The sequence below is a fragment of the Nocardioides koreensis genome, assembly GCF_039531775.1.
GTDB classification, from domain to species: Bacteria; Actinomycetota; Actinomycetes; order Propionibacteriales; family Nocardioidaceae; genus Nocardioides; species Nocardioides koreensis.
This window is the reverse complement of the sequence record NZ_BAAAQR010000005.1, coordinates 154,819-170,539: the sequence shown is the minus strand read 5'-3', so window position 1 is coordinate 170,539 and position 15,721 is coordinate 154,819. Positions and strand designations below refer to the sequence as shown.

The window sequence follows — 15,721 nt, the reverse complement described above, 5'->3', positions numbered from 1 at the left end:
CAACGGCCCTCAGCTGTCCAGCCACTCCCGGATCGACTCGTCGTGCTGGCCCAGCGTCGGGGGAGCCAGGTGGGCCGAGCGCCCGCCGGAGAACGGGTTGTCGTCGAAGCGGATCGGCGAGCCCGGCAGGTTGAGCGAGCCCTGGGTGGCGTGCTCCACCGACAGCAGCAGCCCCTGGGAGCGCGTCTGCTCCCAGGCGTAGACGTCGTCGAGGGTCCGCACCTTGCCCGACGGGACGCCCGCCTCGGCGAGCAGGGCCAGCCAGTGCTCGGCCGGGTCGGTGGCGAAGTGCGCCTCGAGCAGGGCGATCAGCTCGTCGCGGTGCTGGACGCGCAGCGGGTTGCTGACGAAGCGCGCGTCGGTGACGTCGAGGTCGAGGGCGGTGCACAGGGCCCGCCACAGCCCCTCGGAGCCACAGGCGATCTGGATGGGCGCCGTACCGGTCTCGAACAGGCCGTACGGCGCGATCGCCGGGTGGTGGTCGCCGGCCAGGCCGGGGACCTCGCCGGCGACCGTCCACCGGGTGCCCTGGAAGGCGTGGACGCCGACCATCCCGGCGAGCAGCGAGGTCCGGACCACCCGGCCGCGTCCCGTCGTGGCGCGCTCGTGCAGCGCGGCGAGCACGCCGAACGCGCCGTTCATGCCGGCCAGCAGGTCCGCGATCGGCACGCCGACCTTGGTGGGCTTCTCGGTGCCGGTGATCGACATCAGGCCGCCCTCGCCCTGGGCGATCTGGTCGTAGCCCGACCGGGTCGCCTCCGGACCGTCGTGGCCGAAGCCGGTGATCGACAGCACCACCAGGCCCGGGTTGAGCTCGTGCAGCCGGGAGACCGGGAAGCCGAGCCGGTCCAGCACACCGACCCGGAAGTTCTCCATCAGCACGTCCGCCCGCGCGACGAGCCGGGCCAGCACGTCGCGGTCCTCCTCGGTCTTGAGGTCGAGGACCAGCGACTCCTTGTTGCGGTTGGCGGAGAGGAAGTACGTCGACTCGCGCTCGTCCTCGTCGCCGATGAACGGCGGGCCCCAGCCGCGGGTGTCGTCACCGGCGGGGGACTCGATCTTGATGACCCGGGCCCCCATGTCGCCGAGCATCATGGCGGCCTGCGGGCCGGCCAGGGCGCGGGTCAGGTCGAGGACGAGCAGGTCGGAGAGCGGTCCGTCGGTCATGCGGGAAACTCAACCACCCGGCGCGGTCCCGGTGAATGGCAGAGGTTCACGGAACTGTCGGAGCCGGATGATTGAGTAACGACATGACCTCCTCCACGACGTACCGCCTCGTGCGCCCGCACGTCGTCACCGAGGTCCCGACGCTCGACGCGCACCAGCAGCGGGTGGTCGACCACGCCGGCGGCCCGCTGCTCGTCCTCGCCGGCCCCGGAACGGGCAAGACCACGACGCTGGTCGAGGCGATCGTGCGCCGCATCGACGACGGCGCCCGGCCCGACCAGGTCCTCGCGCTGACGTTCTCCCGCAAGGCCGCCGAGCAGCTCCGCGACCGGGTCACCGCGCGGCTGGGCCGGACGATGAGCACGGGCCTGAGCTCGACCTTCCACTCCTTCGCCTACGGGCTGGTCCGGTTCTACGCGCCCGCGGAGCTGTACGCCGCGCCGCTGCGCCTGCTGAGCGCCCCGGAGCAGGACGTCGTGCTCCAGGAGCTGCTGACCGACAACCCCGAGTCGGTCCGGTGGCCCGACGCGCTGAAGGCGGCGGTCGGCACCCGTGGGTTCGCCCGGGAGGTGCATGCGGTGCTGTCCCGGGCCCGCGAGCGGGGGCTCGACCCTGCGGACCTGGTCGCGCTGGGCCGGGCCGAGCGGGTCCCGGAGTTCGAGGCCGCGGGCCTCTTCCTCCACCAGTACCTCGACGTCCTCGGCAACCAGAGCGCCATCGACTACCCCGACCTGATCGCTCGCGCGGTGATCGAGGCCCAGGTGCACCGCGACGAGCTGCGGACCCGCTACTCCCACGTCTTCGTCGACGAGTACCAGGACACCGACCCCAGCCAGGTGGCCCTGCTGCGCGCCCTCGCCGGCGACGGCCGGAACCTCACCGTGGTCGGCGACCCGGACCAGTCGATCTACGGGTTCCGCGGTGCCGACGTGCGCGGCATCCTCGACTTCCCCCGCGAGTTCCCGACCGCCGCCGGTGCCCCGGCGCCGGTGGTCGCGCTCGGCACCACCCGCCGCTTCGGGTCCCGGCTGCTGCGCGCCTCCCGCACCGTGGCCTCCGCGATCGCCGTCACCGGCTCCATCCCCGCGGAGCAGTACGCCGCCTTCCGGTCCCCGGAGCCGGCCGCCAACGCGTTCGGCCCGGGCACGGTCGACGTGCTCACGTTCGACACCGGCCGGGCCGAGACCGAGCACGTCGCCGACCTGCTGCGCCGCGCCCACCTCGAGGACGGCCTGGGCTGGTCGGAGATGGCGGTGCTGGTCCGCTCCGGGCGCTCGAGCATCCCCGCGCTGCGCCGGTCGCTGGCGGCGGCCGGCGTACCGGTCGAGGTCGCCAGCGACGAGACCCCGCTGGTGCGCGAGCCGGCGGTGGTGCCGCTGCTCGGCGCCCTGGCGGTGGTCATCGACGCCGAGGTCGAGGACGCCACGGACGAGGACTTCGTCGGGCCCGACCGGGTCGAGGCGCTGCTCACCTCGCCGCTCGGTGGCCTCGACGCGACCGACGTGCGGGCCCTGATCCGGGCCCTGCGGGCGCGCGACCGGGACCGGTCGGCCCGCGAGCTGCTCCGGGCGGCGCTGCTCGAGCCGGGCACGCTGACCGGGCTCGACGGCGAGCCCGCGCGCCGGGCGCTGCGGCTGGCCGACCTGATCGCCCGGGGCCGCCGGGAGCTGGCCGACGGGGCGACCATCGAGCAGGTGCTCTGGGTGCTGTGGGACGGGTCCGACTGGGGGCGGCGGCTGCGGATCGCCACCCAGGCCGGCGGGCAGGCCGCGCGCTTCGCCCACCGCGACCTCGACGCGATCTGCGCGCTGTTCGAGACCGCGGCCCGGGCCGAGGAGCAGAAGGGGCACACCAGCGTCGCGAGCTTCCTCGGCACCCTGCGCGCCCAGGAGATCCCCGGCGACACCCTGGCCGACCGGGGCGTCCGCGGCGACGCGGTCCGCCTGCTCACGGCCCACCGTTCCAAGGGGCTGGAGTGGCGCCTCGTGGTGGTCGCCCACGTCCAGGAGGGCGCCTGGCCCGACCTGCGCCGCCGCGACTCCCTGCTCCAGGCCGACCGGATCGGCGGCGACGGGCTGCTGCCGCCGCTGACCCGCTCGGCGATGCTCGCCGAGGAGCGACGGCTCTTCTACGTCGCCTGCACCCGCGCCCGCCAGCGCCTGGTCGTGACCGCTGTGGCGTCCCCGGACGACGACGGGGAGCAGCCGTCCCGCTTCGTCACCGAGCTCGGACACTCGCCGGTCCACCGGATCGGCCGCCCCCGGCGGCCGCTGTCGATGGGCGGCCTGGTCGCCGAGCTGCGGCGTACCCTCGCCGACCCCGAGCAGCCGGAGCCGCTGCGGGCCGCCGCGGCGGCCCGGCTGCGGCTGCTCGCGGAGACCGACGTGCACGGCCGCCCGGTCGCGCCCGGCGCGGACCCCGCGACCTGGTGGGGGCTGCGCGAGCCGAGCCGCGCCGACCGTCCGGTGCGGCCGAGCGACGAGCCGCTGACCATCTCGGCCAGCGCCCTCGAGGGGCTGCTCACCTGTCCGGCCCAGTGGTTCCTCCAGCGGGAGGCCGGGGGAGCGGTGGTCAGCTCCTCCAGCCAGGGCTTCGGCAAGGTCGTGCACGCGGTGGCCGAGCGGATCGCGACGGGCGACCTCGCCACCGACGCCGACGTGATGCAGCTCGTCGACGAGGTCTGGGAGCGCATGGAGTTCCGCACCCCGTGGTCCCGCGCCCGCGAGCGCGCGGCGGTCGCCGACGCCATCAACCGGTTCGTCGCCTGGCACCAGCGCCCCGGTGCCCGGCTGCTGCTGGCGACCGAGCCGAAGGTGCGGGCCGAGGTGGAGCTCCCCGACGGGCAGGTGGTGCGCCTGCACGGGTACGCCGACCGGCTCGAGCTCGACGAGGACGGCCGCGTCGTCGTGGTCGACCTCAAGACCGGGAAGTACCCGCCCACCGGCCCCGAGGTCGAGAAGCATGCCCAGCTGGGCCTCTACCAGCTCGCCGTCGAGCACGGCGCCGCCGACGAGACCGCCGGCCGTCCGGTGGCGTCGGGTGGTGCCGAGCTCGTCCAGCTCCGTGTCGGCGAGGGGCTGCCCAAGATCCAGGCCCAGTCACCCCAGCCCAGGCCCGCCGGCGGTGTCCGGCTGATCGAGGAGCAGCTCATGCAGGCCGCCTCCACCCTGCGCAGCGAGGAGTTCGTGGCCCGCCCCGGCGGCCACTGCGAGCGGTGCACCTTCCAGGCGATCTGCCCCGACAAGGCGGCGGGGACGGTGCTCTCGTGACCGTCGAGATCCGCACGCCCGAGGAGCTGCGCGACTTCCTGGGGGAGTCCTGGACCTTCAGCCCCCAGCAGTTCGCCGCGATCACCGCGCCGCTGGAGCCGGCGGTCGTCATCGCCGGCGCCGGCTCCGGCAAGACCACGGTGATGGCCGCCCGGGTGGTCTGGCTGGTCGCGACCGGCCGGGTCCAGCCCGGCGAGATCCTCGGCCTGACCTTCACCACCAAGGCGACCGCCGAGCTGGCCGCGCGGATCCGGGCCAGCCTGCGCCAGGCCGGGCTGCTGCCCTCCCGGGAGCTGCGGCCGGTCCCCGAGCTGGAGGAGGACGAGGTCGAGGAGCCCACGGTCGCGACCTACCACTCCTACGCCTCGGCGCTGCTCTCCGAGCATGGGCTGCGGATCGGGCACGAGCCCGACACCCGGCTGATCGCGGACGCCAGCCGCTACCAGCTGGCCGCCCGCGCGGTGCAGCGCTACACCAGGCCGGTCGAGCAGCTGACCGACTCGCCCCGCCACGTGGTGCAGTACCTCCTCGCCCTCGACGCCGAGATGTCCGAGCACCTCGTCGACCCCGCCACGGTGCGCGGGTTCGATGCCGCGGAGCGGCCGCGCTTCGAGGCCGGGATGGCCGCGGAGTCCCGCAAGACCTACCGCGCGAAGAACGAGAAGGCCATCGCCGCGATCGACAAGCGCGCCGAGCTGCTGGGACTCGTGGAGGCCTACCGCGACCTCAAGCGGCACCTCGGGCTGATGGACTTCTCCGACCAGATCGCGCTCGCCGCGCGGCTGGCCGAGCAGTGCCCCGAGGTGGGTGCGCTCGAGCGCGCGAAGTACAAGATCGTCCTCCTCGACGAGTACCAGGACACCTCGGTCGCCCAGGCGCTGATGCTCAGCAGGCTCTTCTCCGGCCCCGACGTGGAGCACGGGCTGGGCCACCCGGTGACCGCGGTGGGGGACCCCAACCAGGCGATCTACGGGTGGCGCGGCGCCTCGGTCTCCAACATCCTCGAGTTCGCCCAGGACTTCCCCGCCGCGGACGGCGCCGGGACCACCTACCCGTTGACCGTGAACCGCCGCTCGGACGAGCGGATCCTCGCGACCGCCAACCACCTGGCCGCCGACCTGTACGCCGGGCGCCCCGAGCTGCTCCCGCTGGAGCCGAAGCCGGACGCGGCCCCCGGCGAGGTCCGCGCCATCGTCCACGAGACCTACGACCACGAGCTCGACTGGCTGGCGGACCGGGTCATCGAGACCCACCACGAGCTGGCCGCGACCCGGGAGGGGCCGGTCTGGAAGGAGATCGGGGTCCTGACCCGCGACAACTCGCACGCCGCGGCGGTCTTCGACGCGCTGAGCAGCCGCGAGATCCCGGTCGAGATCGTCGGCCTCAAGGGGCTGCTCCGGCTGCCCGAGGTCGCCGAGGTCGTCGCGACACTCACCCTGGTCCAGGACGTCACCGCCAACGCGGCCCTGCTCACGCTGCTGGCCGGGCCGCGCTGGGCCATCGGCCCACGCGACCTGGCGCTGCTCGGGCGCCGGTCCGGGGAGCTCGCCGGCACCCAGAGGGGCGGCCAGCAGTTCGAGGATCTCCAGGCCCAGCTCCAGGCGGCGGTCGAGGGCACCGACCCGACCGAGATCCCCTCGCTGTGCGACGCGCTGGAGGACCCGGGGGACCTGGACTACTCCGCCGAGGCGCGGCAGCGCTTCGGCCTGCTCGCCGACGAGCTGCGCCGGCTGCGGTCGGCCATCGGCGAGCCGATCCTCGACCTGGTCCGGCGGATCGTCGACGTCACCGGCATCGACGTCGAGCTCGCCTCCTCGGTGAGCCCGGCGGCCGCCGCGCGCCGGGACAACCTCGACCTGTTCGTGCAGGCGGTCGCCGAGTTCCAGGCCGTCGACGGGCAGGTGACCCTGGCGGCGCTGCTGGCCTGGCTCGAGGCCGAGGACGAGTTCGGACAGGGCCTCGACGTGGCCACGCCGTCCGAGGCCGACTCGGTGAAGCTGCTGACCGTCCACCGCGCCAAGGGGCTGGAGTGGGACGCCGTGTTCCTGGTGGGCGTGACCGAGCGCAAGTTCCCCACCAACCGCAGCCGGTCGAGCTGGCTGACGGTGCCGTTCGTGATGCCGAGCGCGCTGCGCGGCGACGCGCGGGACCTGCCCGTGCTGGGCGGCCACACCCCCGACGACATCACCGCGCACGCCACCGCCGCCAAGGCGCACGAGGCGCAGGAGGAGCTCCGGCTCGGGTACGTCGCCTGGACCCGCGCCCGCCACCTGCTCTCGGTCTCGGCGTGGTGCTGGGCCTCGCACCTGAAGACCGGCCTGGGCCCCTCGGCGTACCTCCGGGCGACACGGGAGGCCATGGCCGCCTGGGGCGGCGCGCCGGACCAGTGGCTCGACGCGCCGGCCAAGGGCGCGCCCAGCCCCTACGCGGCGGCCTCGCCCGACCAGCCCTGGCCGATCTCGCACCGGACGGCGGAGGTCGAGCGGCGGATCGAGGCCGCGGCCCGGGTCCGGGCGGCGACGCTGGACGCCGAGGACACGATCGAGGACGTCCTCCACCTCGACCGGATCCAGCAGTGGGACGACGAGATCGCCCGGCTGCTCGAGGAGGCCACCCGCGACCGCTCGCCCGATATCGAGGTGCCGCTGCCCTCCAGCCTCTCGGCGACCTCGTTGGCACGGCTGCGCGACGACCCGCAGACCTTCGCCCGCGACCTGGCCCGGCCGATGCCGCGGCCGCCCTCGTCGGCGGCCCGGTTCGGCACCCGCTTCCACGCGTGGGTGGAGGCGCGTTTCGGCCAGCAGCTGCTGCTGGACCCCGACGAGCTGCCCGGGCGGGGTGACGAGGGCATCGACGACGACTCCGAGCTGCGTGAGCTGGTGAAGCGGTTCGAGGACGGCCCGTTCGCCGACCGCGTCCCGCACGCGGTGGAGCCGCCGTTCGCGCTCGTGCTCGCCGGCCAGGTGGTCCGGGGTCGCATCGACGCGGTCTACGACGAGGTCGTCGACGGCGGGCCGGGCTACCTGATCGTGGACTGGAAGACCAACCGTGGGGCCACGGCCGACCCGCTGCAGCTCGGCATCTACCGGGTGGCCTGGGCGGAGCTGGCCGGGGTCCCGGTCGAGCGGGTGCGCGCGGCCTTCTACTACGTCCGCACCGGCGCGGTCGTCGAGCCGACCGGCCTGCCCGACCGGGCGGAGCTCGAACGGCTCGTCGCCCCGGCCTGACCGGTTCCGGTCACTGCTCGGTGAACGCCGCCTCCAGGGCGATCTCGACCATCGCGCCGAAGGTGCGCTCACGCTCCTGGGCGGTGGTCTCCTCGCCGGTGACGATGTGGTCGGAGACCGTGCAGATCGCGAGCGCCTTGCGGTCGAACTTCGCCGCCAGCGTGTAGAGCGCGCTCGCCTCCATCTCGACGGCCAGCACGCCGTGCTCGGCCATCCGGGTGATGAGCTCGGGCCGGGGGCTGTAGAACGAGTCGTTGCTGAAGATCAGGCCCACGTGCACGCCGGGCACCTCATCGCCCGGCCCGGACGGGCGCGTGGCCGCGTCGTACGCCCCGCGGAGCAGGCCGAAGTCGGCGACCGGTGCGTAGTCGAGGCCCTCGAAGCGGATCCGGTTCATCGAGGAGTCCGTGCAGGCGCCGGAGGCGATCACGATGTCGCGGATCGCGAGCTTCTCGGTCAGGGCGCCGCACGAGCCGACGCGGATGATGGTCTGCACGTCGTACTCGCGGAACAGCTCGTTGGCGTAGATCGCCAGCGACGGCTGGCCCATCCCCGAGCCCTGGACCGAGACCCGGTGCCCCCGCCACGTGCCGGTGTAGCCGAACATCCCGCGGACCTCGCTGTAGCACTTCGCGTCCTCGAGGAAGGTCTCCGCGATCCACTTAGCCCGCAGCGGGTCTCCGGGCATCAGGACGACGGGGGCGATCTCGCCCGGCTGGGCGCCGATGTGGGTGCTCATGAGCACGACCCTAGGTGCCGCCCGTGGGCGCGTGCGAAATGCGGGCTAGCCTCGCCTCCGTGAGCTTTCCGCACGTGCAGCTGGCCGCGAACCCCCACGACCGCACCGGCGTCCACCGGTCCGACGACGCCTGGCTCGACGAGCGCTGGGCCGACCCGAGCAGCCGGGTGCTCGTCGTCTCCGGGACCCGGATCCGGCCGGTCGACGGGCGGCTCCAGTGGCTCTCGCCTGTCGAGGCCCCGGACGGGCTGCGGGTGCTGCTCGGCGAGCAGGACGGCACGACGTACTTCGCGGTCGTGGTCGACCCGGACGAGGCGCCGGGGGAGAAGGCGGAGTGGTTCGGGCTGCGCGGAATCCTGCCGCACCTCGCCGACCGTGGCCTCGACGAGGCGCCGCTGGTCTTTCACGCGATCGGCCTCGCGGAGTGGCTGTTCGCGACCCGGTTCTGCCCGCGCTGCGGGGGGACGCTGGAGCCGCGGGCGGCCGGCCACGAGCTGGTGTGCACCGGCTGCGGCAAGGGGCAGTTCCCACGCACGGATCCCGCGGTGATCATGCTCGTGACTACGGGCGAGCCCGGCTCGGAGGACGAGCGGTGCCTGCTCGGCCGTCAGTCGTCCTGGCCGGAGGGCAGGTACTCCACGCTGGCCGGCTTCTGCGAACCGGGCGAGACCCTCGAGGACGCCGTACGCCGCGAGGTGGACGAGGAGGTCGGGATCCGGGTCGGAGAGGTGGCCTACTTCGGCAACCAGCCGTGGCCGCTCCCGGCCAGCCTGATGCTGGGCTTCGTGGCGCGTGCGGAGTCGACCGAGATCCGGGTCGACGAGCACGAGATCGAGGACGCCTGCTGGTTCACCCGCGCCCAGATGAAGGCCGGCGCCGAGGCCGGCACGCTGGTCCTCCCCGGTGGCGTCTCGATCTCCCGCTCGCTCGTCGAGCACTGGTACGGCGGCCCGCTGCCGGGCCACTGGTGACCTCAGACGAGGGCGGCGAGCTTCTCCTTGACCTGGGCCAGGGAGGGGTTGGTCTGCGCGGTGCCGTCGGAGTAGACCAGCGTCGGCACGGTCTGGTTGCCGCCGTTGGCGGACTCCACGACCTGCGCGGCCTGGGGATCCTTCTCGATGTCGACGATGTCGTAGGTGATGCCCTCCCGGTCAAGCTGGCTCTTGAGTCGGTGGCAGTAGCCACACCAGGGCGTCGTGTACATCGTGAACAAGTGGCACATCCTGTCTGCTCGTCCCGAGCTGTCGTCGCGTCCGTCTAGGGTTTCGGACCGAGAGGTCAACCAATCACACCGAGGAGTTGTTCCCCGATGCCCAGCGCCCCCGGGCCCGACCCCGACGACCTGCTGGCCGCGCTCGACCCCGAGCAGCGCCGCGTCGCCGAGGCCCTGCGCGGTCCCGTGCGCGTGCTCGCCGGCGCGGGCACCGGCAAGACCCGGGCGATCACCCACCGGATCGCCCACGGCGTGGCCACCGGCGTCTACGCCCCGACCGAGGTGCTCGCCGTGACCTTCACCACCCGGGCGGCCGGCGAGATGCGCGGGCGGCTGCGGACGCTCGGCGCGGGCGGGGTCCAGGCCCGCACGTTCCACTCAGCGGCGCTGCGCCAGCTGCGCTACTTCTGGCCCCACGTGCACGGCACCGAGCTGCCGTCCCTGATCGAGTCCAAGATCGGCCTGCTGGCCACGGCGGCCCGCCGGCAGCGGCTCGCGAGCGACCAGGCGCTGCTGCGCGACCTGGCCTCCGAGATCGAGTGGGCCAAGGTGAGCAACGTCCACCCCGACGACTACGGGCAGGTCGCCACCGCACGGGGGCGCTCGGTCACCGGCCACGACGCCGAGACCGTGGCCCGGGTCTTCGGCGCCTACGAGGAGGTCAAGCGCAGCCAGGGCCGGATGGACATGGAGGACGTCCTGCTGCTCACCGCGGGGATGCTCGCCGAGGACGAGCGCGTCGCCGCGCAGGTCCGCCGCCAGTACAAATGGTTCGTCGTCGACGAGTTCCAGGACGTCTCACCGCTGCAGTCGGCGCTGCTCGACCTGTGGCTCGGCGGCCGCGACGAGCTGTGCGTGGTGGGCGACCCGGCGCAGACCATCTACTCCTTCGCGGGCGCCAACGCCGCCTACCTGCGCGAGTTCCCGGCGAAGCACCCGAACACCACCTCGATCGAGCTGGTGCGCAACTACCGCTCCACCCCCGAGATCGTGGGGGCGGCCAACACGCTGCTGGCCGGCTCGTCCAGCCGGGGCGTCGACCTGCGCGCCCAGCGCCCCTCGGGCCCGGCCGTCAGCTACACCTCCCAACCCGACGAGGTCGCCGAGGCCGAGGCCGTGGCCGCGCGGATCGCCGAGCTGCGCGACGAGGGCCGTCCCCTCGGCGAGGTGGCGGTGCTGTTCCGGATCAACGCCCAGTCCGAGGCCTACGAGGAGGCGCTCTCGAGCCGGGGCCTGCCGTACGTCGTCCGCGGCGCCGCCCGCTTCTTCGACCGGCCCGAGGTGCGCGAGGCCGTGACCCGGCTGCGCGGGGCGGCCCGCTCGGGGGAGGGGGACGAGTTCCTCGAGACCGTGCACGGCACGCTCGCGGGCATGGGCTGGACCAGCCAGGCGCCCACCACCCGCGGCCAGACCCGGGACCGCTGGGAGTCCTGGCAGGCACTGGTCGACCAGGCCACCGAGTTCGCGCGGACCCCCGGCACGACGCTGGGGGACTTCGTCGACGACCTCGACCGCCGCGCCGCCGAGCAGCACGCCCCGGTCGCCGACGGGGTCACGCTCGCGACCTTCCACGCGGCCAAGGGCCTGGAGTGGGACGCGGTCTTCCTGTGCGGGCTGCAGGACGGCACGCTGCCGATCACCTACGCCGACACCCCCGCCGCGGTCGAGGAGGAGCGCCGGCTGCTCTACGTCGGCATGACCAGGGCCCGGCTCGACCTGTCGCTGTCGTGGGCCCAGGCCCGCAACCCCGGCGGCCGGCCCTCCCGCAAGCCGTCCCGGTTCCTGACGCCGCTGCTCCCCGAGGAGACCCGCGTCGTGCGGGAGCCGGCGGCCCGCAACCGGAAGGTGGCCGGGTGCCGCGAGTGCGGCAAGCCGCTGATGAGCGGCGCGGAGAAGAAGCGGGGCCGGTGCGAGAACTGCCCGGCCTCCTACGACGAGGCCCTCTTCGAGCGGCTGCGCGAGTGGCGCAAGGAGCGCGCCGGCGAGGAGAGCGTCCCGGCGTTCGTGGTGTTCACCGACGCCACCCTCCAGCTGATCGCCGAGCACAAGCCGCGCACCCCGGAGGCACTGCTGCGCATCAGTGGTATAGGCCGGTCCAAGGTTGAGAAGTACGGCGACGACGTGCTGACGCTCGTGGGGTGAGGACTTCCGGAACTTTTTCGAGAAATACCCACAAAATCGTTTGCCCATTACACAGATCGCACGATAGTTTTCCGTCATCACAAACCGCGCACCACGGCCCTGACAACGCCGGCGCCGACGCACCGAAGGAGGTGGACCGAATGTTCAGCACCATGACCCACGAGACGGCTCAGATCCCGTCGACCGTCGGCATGCCCTCCTGCGCCCTCGCCACCTCTGTCGTGCGCGATCGCAAGGCAGTCGCCGGCATCGGCACGGGCCTCGTGCGGGGCTACTTCCCGGGGACCTCTGCCTGGAGACCACCGACCTGTTGACCATCAACAGCATCGGCAGCCTCCAGGCCGCGGAACCCTCACCGGGATCCGCGGCCTTTCTGTTTCTCGGGCCACCTGTTTTCAGCAACACACACGCGATCAGGTCAGAAGAAGGAGGTGAAACATGACCATCAGCGTTCTCGACCGCACCGATGGGACTGCCGAGGCGCCGAGCCTGGGTCAGCTGCACGACCAGGCCGGCCAGGTGGACGACGAGCTGCTGCCCTGCCGGGCCAACAACCCCGAGCTGTGGTTCGCCGAGTCTCCCGCCGACGTGGAGCACGCCAAGGTGCTCTGCCAGGGCTGCCCGGTCCAGGCACTGTGCCTCGACGGAGCACTCGAGCGCCGCGAGCCCTGGGGCGTCTGGGGCGGTGAGCTCTTCCTCCAGGGAGTGGTGATCCCCCGCAAGCGTCCGCGCGGCCGACCCCGCAAGAACGAGGCCGCCGCGTAAGGCGTCCTCCGTCACGAAAGCCCTCAACATCCATGAACACCTTCACGAACCGGAGCCACACCATGAATCTCATGCCCGAGAACCTGGCTCGCGCACAAATGCGCGAGCGCCTGGGAGAGGCGCAGAAGCTGCAGCAGGGTCACCGACTGGCCCGAGCCCACCGCCTGACGCGCAAGGCCGAGCAGGCCGCGCAGCAGGCACGTCACGCCCTCGCCCGCGCGCTCTGAGCCCACGCGGCACGACCACGAAAGTCATCCGACACCAGCCATGAAGACGTACCGAAAGCGGAGCAAGACCATGAATCTCATGCACGAAAACCTGGCCCGCGCGCAAATGCGCGAGCGCCTGGGAGAGGCGCAGCAGCAGCGACTGGGCCACAACCTGGCCCGCGCCCGACGCTTGAGCCGCAAGGCCGAGCTCGCAGCGCAGCAGGCGCGTCTCGCCCTCGCTCGCGCCCTGTAGTGCCGTCGGCGGCCCCCCGCGGGGGAGCCCGTCTCCGGAACACCTGATCGCGGGTGTGAAGAGCAGGAGCCGGGTACGACGAATCCTCGTCGTACCCGGCTCCTGCCATGTGTGGGTCCGGAACGCGGCGTAGCCTCGGGGCGTGACCACGTGTGACTTCTGCGGTCGTCAGGAGAGCGACGGGGCAGCGACCCTGAGCTGGACGACGGCGGTGGAGAACGGACGGAAGCGGGTCTTCTGCGACGCCTGCTCGCGCGAGAACCTGCGGGCGATGGAGGGCAAGCTCGACAGCGAGTTCTGGTGAGCCGGGCGGGGTCCCGCTAGACGGCGAGCACGTCGTCCCAGGAGCACCCGCAGTGGGCGTGGCGTCGCCAGGCCCGGCGCGCCAGGCCCAGGTCCGGCCCGACCGTCACCGACGCCGACCAGGTCGACGGCTCGTCGCCGTCGACGAAGGCGACCAGGTCCCGGACCGCGAGCGCCACCCCGAGCGCGAGCAGCGCCGGGTCCCGCGGGGTCGGGCCGCCGGCGACCGTGGCGGGGCCGCACTGCTCGATCAGCATGGACCGGCGGGGGTCGCGCTCCGCGAGGTGGGCGTCGACGCAGCGCTGGCAGGCGGTGAGCCCCGGCGCCACGAAAGGGCCGACGGTCAGGCCGCCGGGCCCGGGGGCGACCACCAGGTGGGGCAGGCCGGCCCGCAGCAGCGGATCGAGCCGGCCGCGGGGCAGCACCTCCTCGCAGACCACCAGCGCGGCGGTCGCCTCGTCCGGCCGGGCCGCCAGCTCGACGCCCGAGGCCTGGAGCAGCCAGGTGGCCCGGCCGAGGTCGGTCGGTGCCTCGACGAGCACCCGGGCGTCCGCCCGGGCGGCGAGGCGCCGCCCGGCGTCGTCCCCGAACTGGGCGTACGCCGCCGACACGGCGCCGCGGTCGGCGGCGTCCCGCAGGGCGAGGTCGCGGGCCGTCGCGTCGACCAGCAGCCCGTGCGCGAGCAGGTCGGCCAGCAGTCGCCGGGCGGGGAGTGACTCCGTCACCGGCCGCACGCCGGCGCGCAGGTCGTCGAGGACCCGGCGGGTCTCGGGGTCGTCGGGGACGACCAGGACCGCCGGAGGGTCGACCCCGACCTGCAGGTGCCGGTCGTCGCGGCGTACGACGTGCAGCCCGGGTCGCAGCGCGGGGCGCCGGGGAAGCCCGGGCACCTCGGCGTCGTCCGCGGGGGCGTCAGGGAGCATGCGGGCAGGCTGGCACAGCTCCCGAGATCGTGACGGCGCTCATCCACAGGCGCGCGGGCGGCGTACCCAGTGGTCCGAAATCGACGACGGCGCCGCTGCGGTCCGCAGACCGGGCGACGCCGCCGTTGAGCTCGTGGGGGCGATCAGCTGGTGATCACGCCTTGCCGAGGATGCGGTTCAGGTTGGTGCCACAGACGGGGCACACGGCCTTGGCCATGCGGGTGCCCTTGTCGTTCACCTTGACCTCGCCCTCGGCCTCGCGCTTCTCCTTGCACTTCACGCAGTAGAACTCGCCGCTCCAGGTCTCCGCCATGACGGCCTCCTTGCCTATGGATAACTTCGGTCGTCGCGACGGGGAACACGTGGGAAAACCCGTCGGAGCCCGACGGCGGGTGCCGCCGAGCCGAGTCGACCCTACGACACACGCGCGCTGAGGCGTAGCAGGCGCACCGTTCGGCGTGAACCGGGTCACGGTGGCCGGCTTCTGCGCTCAGTACGTTGTGCGCATGCCTGAACTCACCCACCTGCGACTCGACCGCCCCAGCGACGGCGTCGCCGTGCTGACCCTCGACAACCCCGACCAGCGCAACGCGATGTCCGACGAGATGACCGACTCCTGGGTCGCGGCCGTCGACGAGCTCGCCGCGGACCGGTCGCTGCGGGTGGTCGTGGTGACCGGGGAGGGCTCGGCGTTCTGCTCCGGGGGCAACACCTCGTGGATCGCCAGCGAGCCGGACGCGTCGGTCGACCACCTGCGGACCCGGATGATGGCGTTCTACCGGGCCTGGCTGTCCATCCGGAAGCTGGAGGTCCCGACGATCGCCGCGATCAACGGGCCGGCGATCGGCGCCGGCCTGTGCCTGGCGCTCGCCTGCGACCTCCGGTATGCCGCCGCCGGCGCCCGGATGGGCGTCCCGTTCGTGAAGCTGGGCATGCACGCCGGGATGGCCGGCACCTGGCTGCTCCCCCAGGTGGTGGGGGAGGCGCACGCCCGGGACCTGCTGCTCACCGGGCGGGTGGTGGACGCGGACGAGGCGCTGCGCCTGGGGCTGGTCTCGCGGGTCATCGACCCGGCGTCGTTCACCGACGAGGTGCTGGCGACCGCCGAGGGGATCGCGGCCACCGCCCCGATCGCCAGCCGGCTGACCAAGCTGGCGCTGGCCGACGGTGGTCACGCCGACTTCGAGACCTGCCTGCAGTGGGAGGCGATGGCCCAGCCGATCACGCTCGCCACGGCCGACCTGCAGGAGGGGATCCGGGCGGCCCGCGAGAAGCGGCGGCCGGCCTTCACCGGCAGCTGAGAGCCGGCAGCCGAGCAGGGGCACGGGGCGGGGAACGCAGAAGGGCCCCCGGCCCGCCTCGCGACACTTGCCTTCCCCTTGCGAGTGTCGGTCGACGGGCCGGGGGCCTCATCTGGGGACCACGCTAGGAGTCCGCGTCGACCCCGGTCAACGCCCGCTTCCCGTGGCCTGTGGACAACCTGTGGACAACGTTGTGGGGCAGGCGGCGGG

Annotated in this window: 14 protein-coding genes; 9 read left to right on the top strand and 5 right to left on the bottom strand. The window is 73.4% G+C overall.

Annotated elements, in window-relative coordinates:
• Window positions 1-9: 9 nt before the first annotated feature.
• Window positions 10-1,167 (bottom strand): CaiB/BaiF CoA transferase family protein, encoded by a 1,158-nt coding sequence (locus tag ABD268_RS10505; RefSeq protein ID WP_344151168.1) that lies wholly within the window; start codon window positions 1,165-1,167, stop codon window positions 10-12.
• Between the two features lie 83 nt (window positions 1,168-1,250).
• On the opposite strand from ABD268_RS10505, the gene ABD268_RS10500 reads away from it, so the two are divergent.
• Together ABD268_RS10500 and ABD268_RS10495 are read left to right on the top strand one after the other, a co-directional pair.
• Complete coding sequence (locus tag ABD268_RS10500) at window positions 1,251-4,436, top strand: ATP-dependent helicase (protein WP_344151165.1); 3,186 nt, start codon at window positions 1,251-1,253, stop codon at window positions 4,434-4,436.
• A complete protein-coding gene (locus ABD268_RS10495; RefSeq protein WP_344151162.1) occupies window positions 4,433-7,663 on the top strand; it encodes an ATP-dependent helicase in 3,231 nt (1,076 codons plus the stop codon). Before ABD268_RS10500 ends, ABD268_RS10495 begins: the two co-directional genes overlap by 4 nt.
• Before the next feature lie 10 nt (window positions 7,664-7,673).
• Here the strand turns inward: ABD268_RS10495 and deoD are convergent, their stop codons facing one another.
• On the bottom strand, window positions 7,674-8,402 hold the full coding sequence (deoD, locus tag ABD268_RS10490) for a purine-nucleoside phosphorylase (protein WP_344151159.1): 729 nt from the start codon (window positions 8,400-8,402) through the stop codon (window positions 7,674-7,676).
• A 59-nt stretch (window positions 8,403-8,461) separates the two neighbouring features.
• Here deoD and nudC point away from each other — a divergent pair, with 59 nt between their 5' ends.
• Complete coding sequence (nudC, locus tag ABD268_RS10485; protein ID WP_344151156.1) at window positions 8,462-9,373, top strand: NAD(+) diphosphatase; 912 nt, start codon at window positions 8,462-8,464, stop codon at window positions 9,371-9,373.
• A 2-nt stretch (window positions 9,374-9,375) separates the two neighbouring features.
• Here nudC and ABD268_RS10480 read toward each other — a convergent pair whose 3' ends face one another.
• Window positions 9,376-9,624, bottom strand: a complete 249-nt coding sequence (locus ABD268_RS10480) for a mycoredoxin (RefSeq protein WP_344151153.1) — start codon at window positions 9,622-9,624, stop codon at window positions 9,376-9,378.
• A gap of 87 nt (window positions 9,625-9,711) precedes the next feature.
• Here ABD268_RS10480 and ABD268_RS10475 point away from each other — a divergent pair, with 87 nt between their 5' ends.
• The 5 genes from ABD268_RS10475 (at window position 9,712) to ABD268_RS10455 (ending at window position 13,288) form a co-directional block, all read left to right on the top strand.
• Window positions 9,712-11,757, top strand: coding sequence for an ATP-dependent DNA helicase UvrD2 (locus ABD268_RS10475; RefSeq protein ID WP_344151150.1), 2,046 nt, complete (start codon window positions 9,712-9,714; stop codon window positions 11,755-11,757).
• Between the two features lie 438 nt (window positions 11,758-12,195).
• Complete coding sequence (locus ABD268_RS10470) at window positions 12,196-12,522, top strand: WhiB family transcriptional regulator (RefSeq protein WP_344151147.1); 327 nt, start codon at window positions 12,196-12,198, stop codon at window positions 12,520-12,522.
• A gap of 71 nt (window positions 12,523-12,593) precedes the next feature.
• The gene (locus ABD268_RS10465; RefSeq protein WP_344151144.1) at window positions 12,594-12,749 is read left to right on the top strand and encodes a hypothetical protein; all 156 of its coding nucleotides are present in this window, start codon (window positions 12,594-12,596) and stop codon (window positions 12,747-12,749) included.
• A 70-nt stretch (window positions 12,750-12,819) separates the two neighbouring features.
• Entirely contained in the window at window positions 12,820-12,984 is a 165-nt protein-coding gene (locus ABD268_RS10460) for a hypothetical protein (RefSeq protein ID WP_344151141.1), read from the top strand.
• 142 nt (window positions 12,985-13,126) lie between these two features.
• Window positions 13,127-13,288: a hypothetical protein gene (locus ABD268_RS10455; protein WP_344151138.1), complete on the top strand. Its 162-nt coding sequence runs from the start codon at window positions 13,127-13,129 to the stop codon at window positions 13,286-13,288.
• A gap of 16 nt (window positions 13,289-13,304) precedes the next feature.
• On the opposite strand, the gene ABD268_RS10450 is transcribed toward ABD268_RS10455, so the two are convergent.
• Window positions 13,305-14,210, bottom strand: coding sequence for a hypothetical protein (locus ABD268_RS10450; RefSeq protein ID WP_344151135.1), 906 nt, complete (start codon window positions 14,208-14,210; stop codon window positions 13,305-13,307).
• Between the two features lie 154 nt (window positions 14,211-14,364).
• Complete coding sequence (locus tag ABD268_RS10445) at window positions 14,365-14,523, bottom strand: DUF5679 domain-containing protein (RefSeq protein WP_011754982.1); 159 nt, start codon at window positions 14,521-14,523, stop codon at window positions 14,365-14,367.
• A gap of 193 nt (window positions 14,524-14,716) precedes the next feature.
• Here ABD268_RS10445 and ABD268_RS10440 point away from each other — a divergent pair, with 193 nt between their 5' ends.
• Complete coding sequence (locus tag ABD268_RS10440) at window positions 14,717-15,511, top strand: enoyl-CoA hydratase/isomerase family protein (RefSeq protein ID WP_344151132.1); 795 nt, start codon at window positions 14,717-14,719, stop codon at window positions 15,509-15,511.
• Window positions 15,512-15,721: the final 210 nt, after the last annotated feature.

Bases quoted from the DNA above. Each gene is read 5' to 3' on its own strand.
- ABD268_RS10505 (WP_344151168.1), bottom strand. From the start codon at position 1,167: ATGACCGACGGACCGCTCTCCGACCTGCTCGTCCTCGACCTGACCCGC.
- ABD268_RS10500 (WP_344151165.1), top strand. From the start codon at position 1,251: ATGACCTCCTCCACGACGTACCGCCTCGTGCGCCCGCACGTCGTCACC.
- deoD (WP_344151159.1), bottom strand. From the start codon at position 8,402: ATGAGCACCCACATCGGCGCCCAGCCGGGCGAGATCGCCCCCGTCGTC.
- ABD268_RS10480 (WP_344151153.1), bottom strand. From the start codon at position 9,624: ATGTGCCACTTGTTCACGATGTACACGACGCCCTGGTGTGGCTACTGC.
- ABD268_RS10475 (WP_344151150.1), top strand. From the start codon at position 9,712: ATGCCCAGCGCCCCCGGGCCCGACCCCGACGACCTGCTGGCCGCGCTC.
- ABD268_RS10470 (WP_344151147.1), top strand. From the start codon at position 12,196: ATGACCATCAGCGTTCTCGACCGCACCGATGGGACTGCCGAGGCGCCG.
- ABD268_RS10465 (WP_344151144.1), top strand. From the start codon at position 12,594: ATGCCCGAGAACCTGGCTCGCGCACAAATGCGCGAGCGCCTGGGAGAG.
- ABD268_RS10460 (WP_344151141.1), top strand. From the start codon at position 12,820: ATGAATCTCATGCACGAAAACCTGGCCCGCGCGCAAATGCGCGAGCGC.
- ABD268_RS10450 (WP_344151135.1), bottom strand. From the start codon at position 14,210: ATGCTCCCTGACGCCCCCGCGGACGACGCCGAGGTGCCCGGGCTTCCC.
- ABD268_RS10445 (WP_011754982.1), bottom strand. From the start codon at position 14,523: ATGGCGGAGACCTGGAGCGGCGAGTTCTACTGCGTGAAGTGCAAGGAG.
- ABD268_RS10440 (WP_344151132.1), top strand. From the start codon at position 14,717: ATGCCTGAACTCACCCACCTGCGACTCGACCGCCCCAGCGACGGCGTC.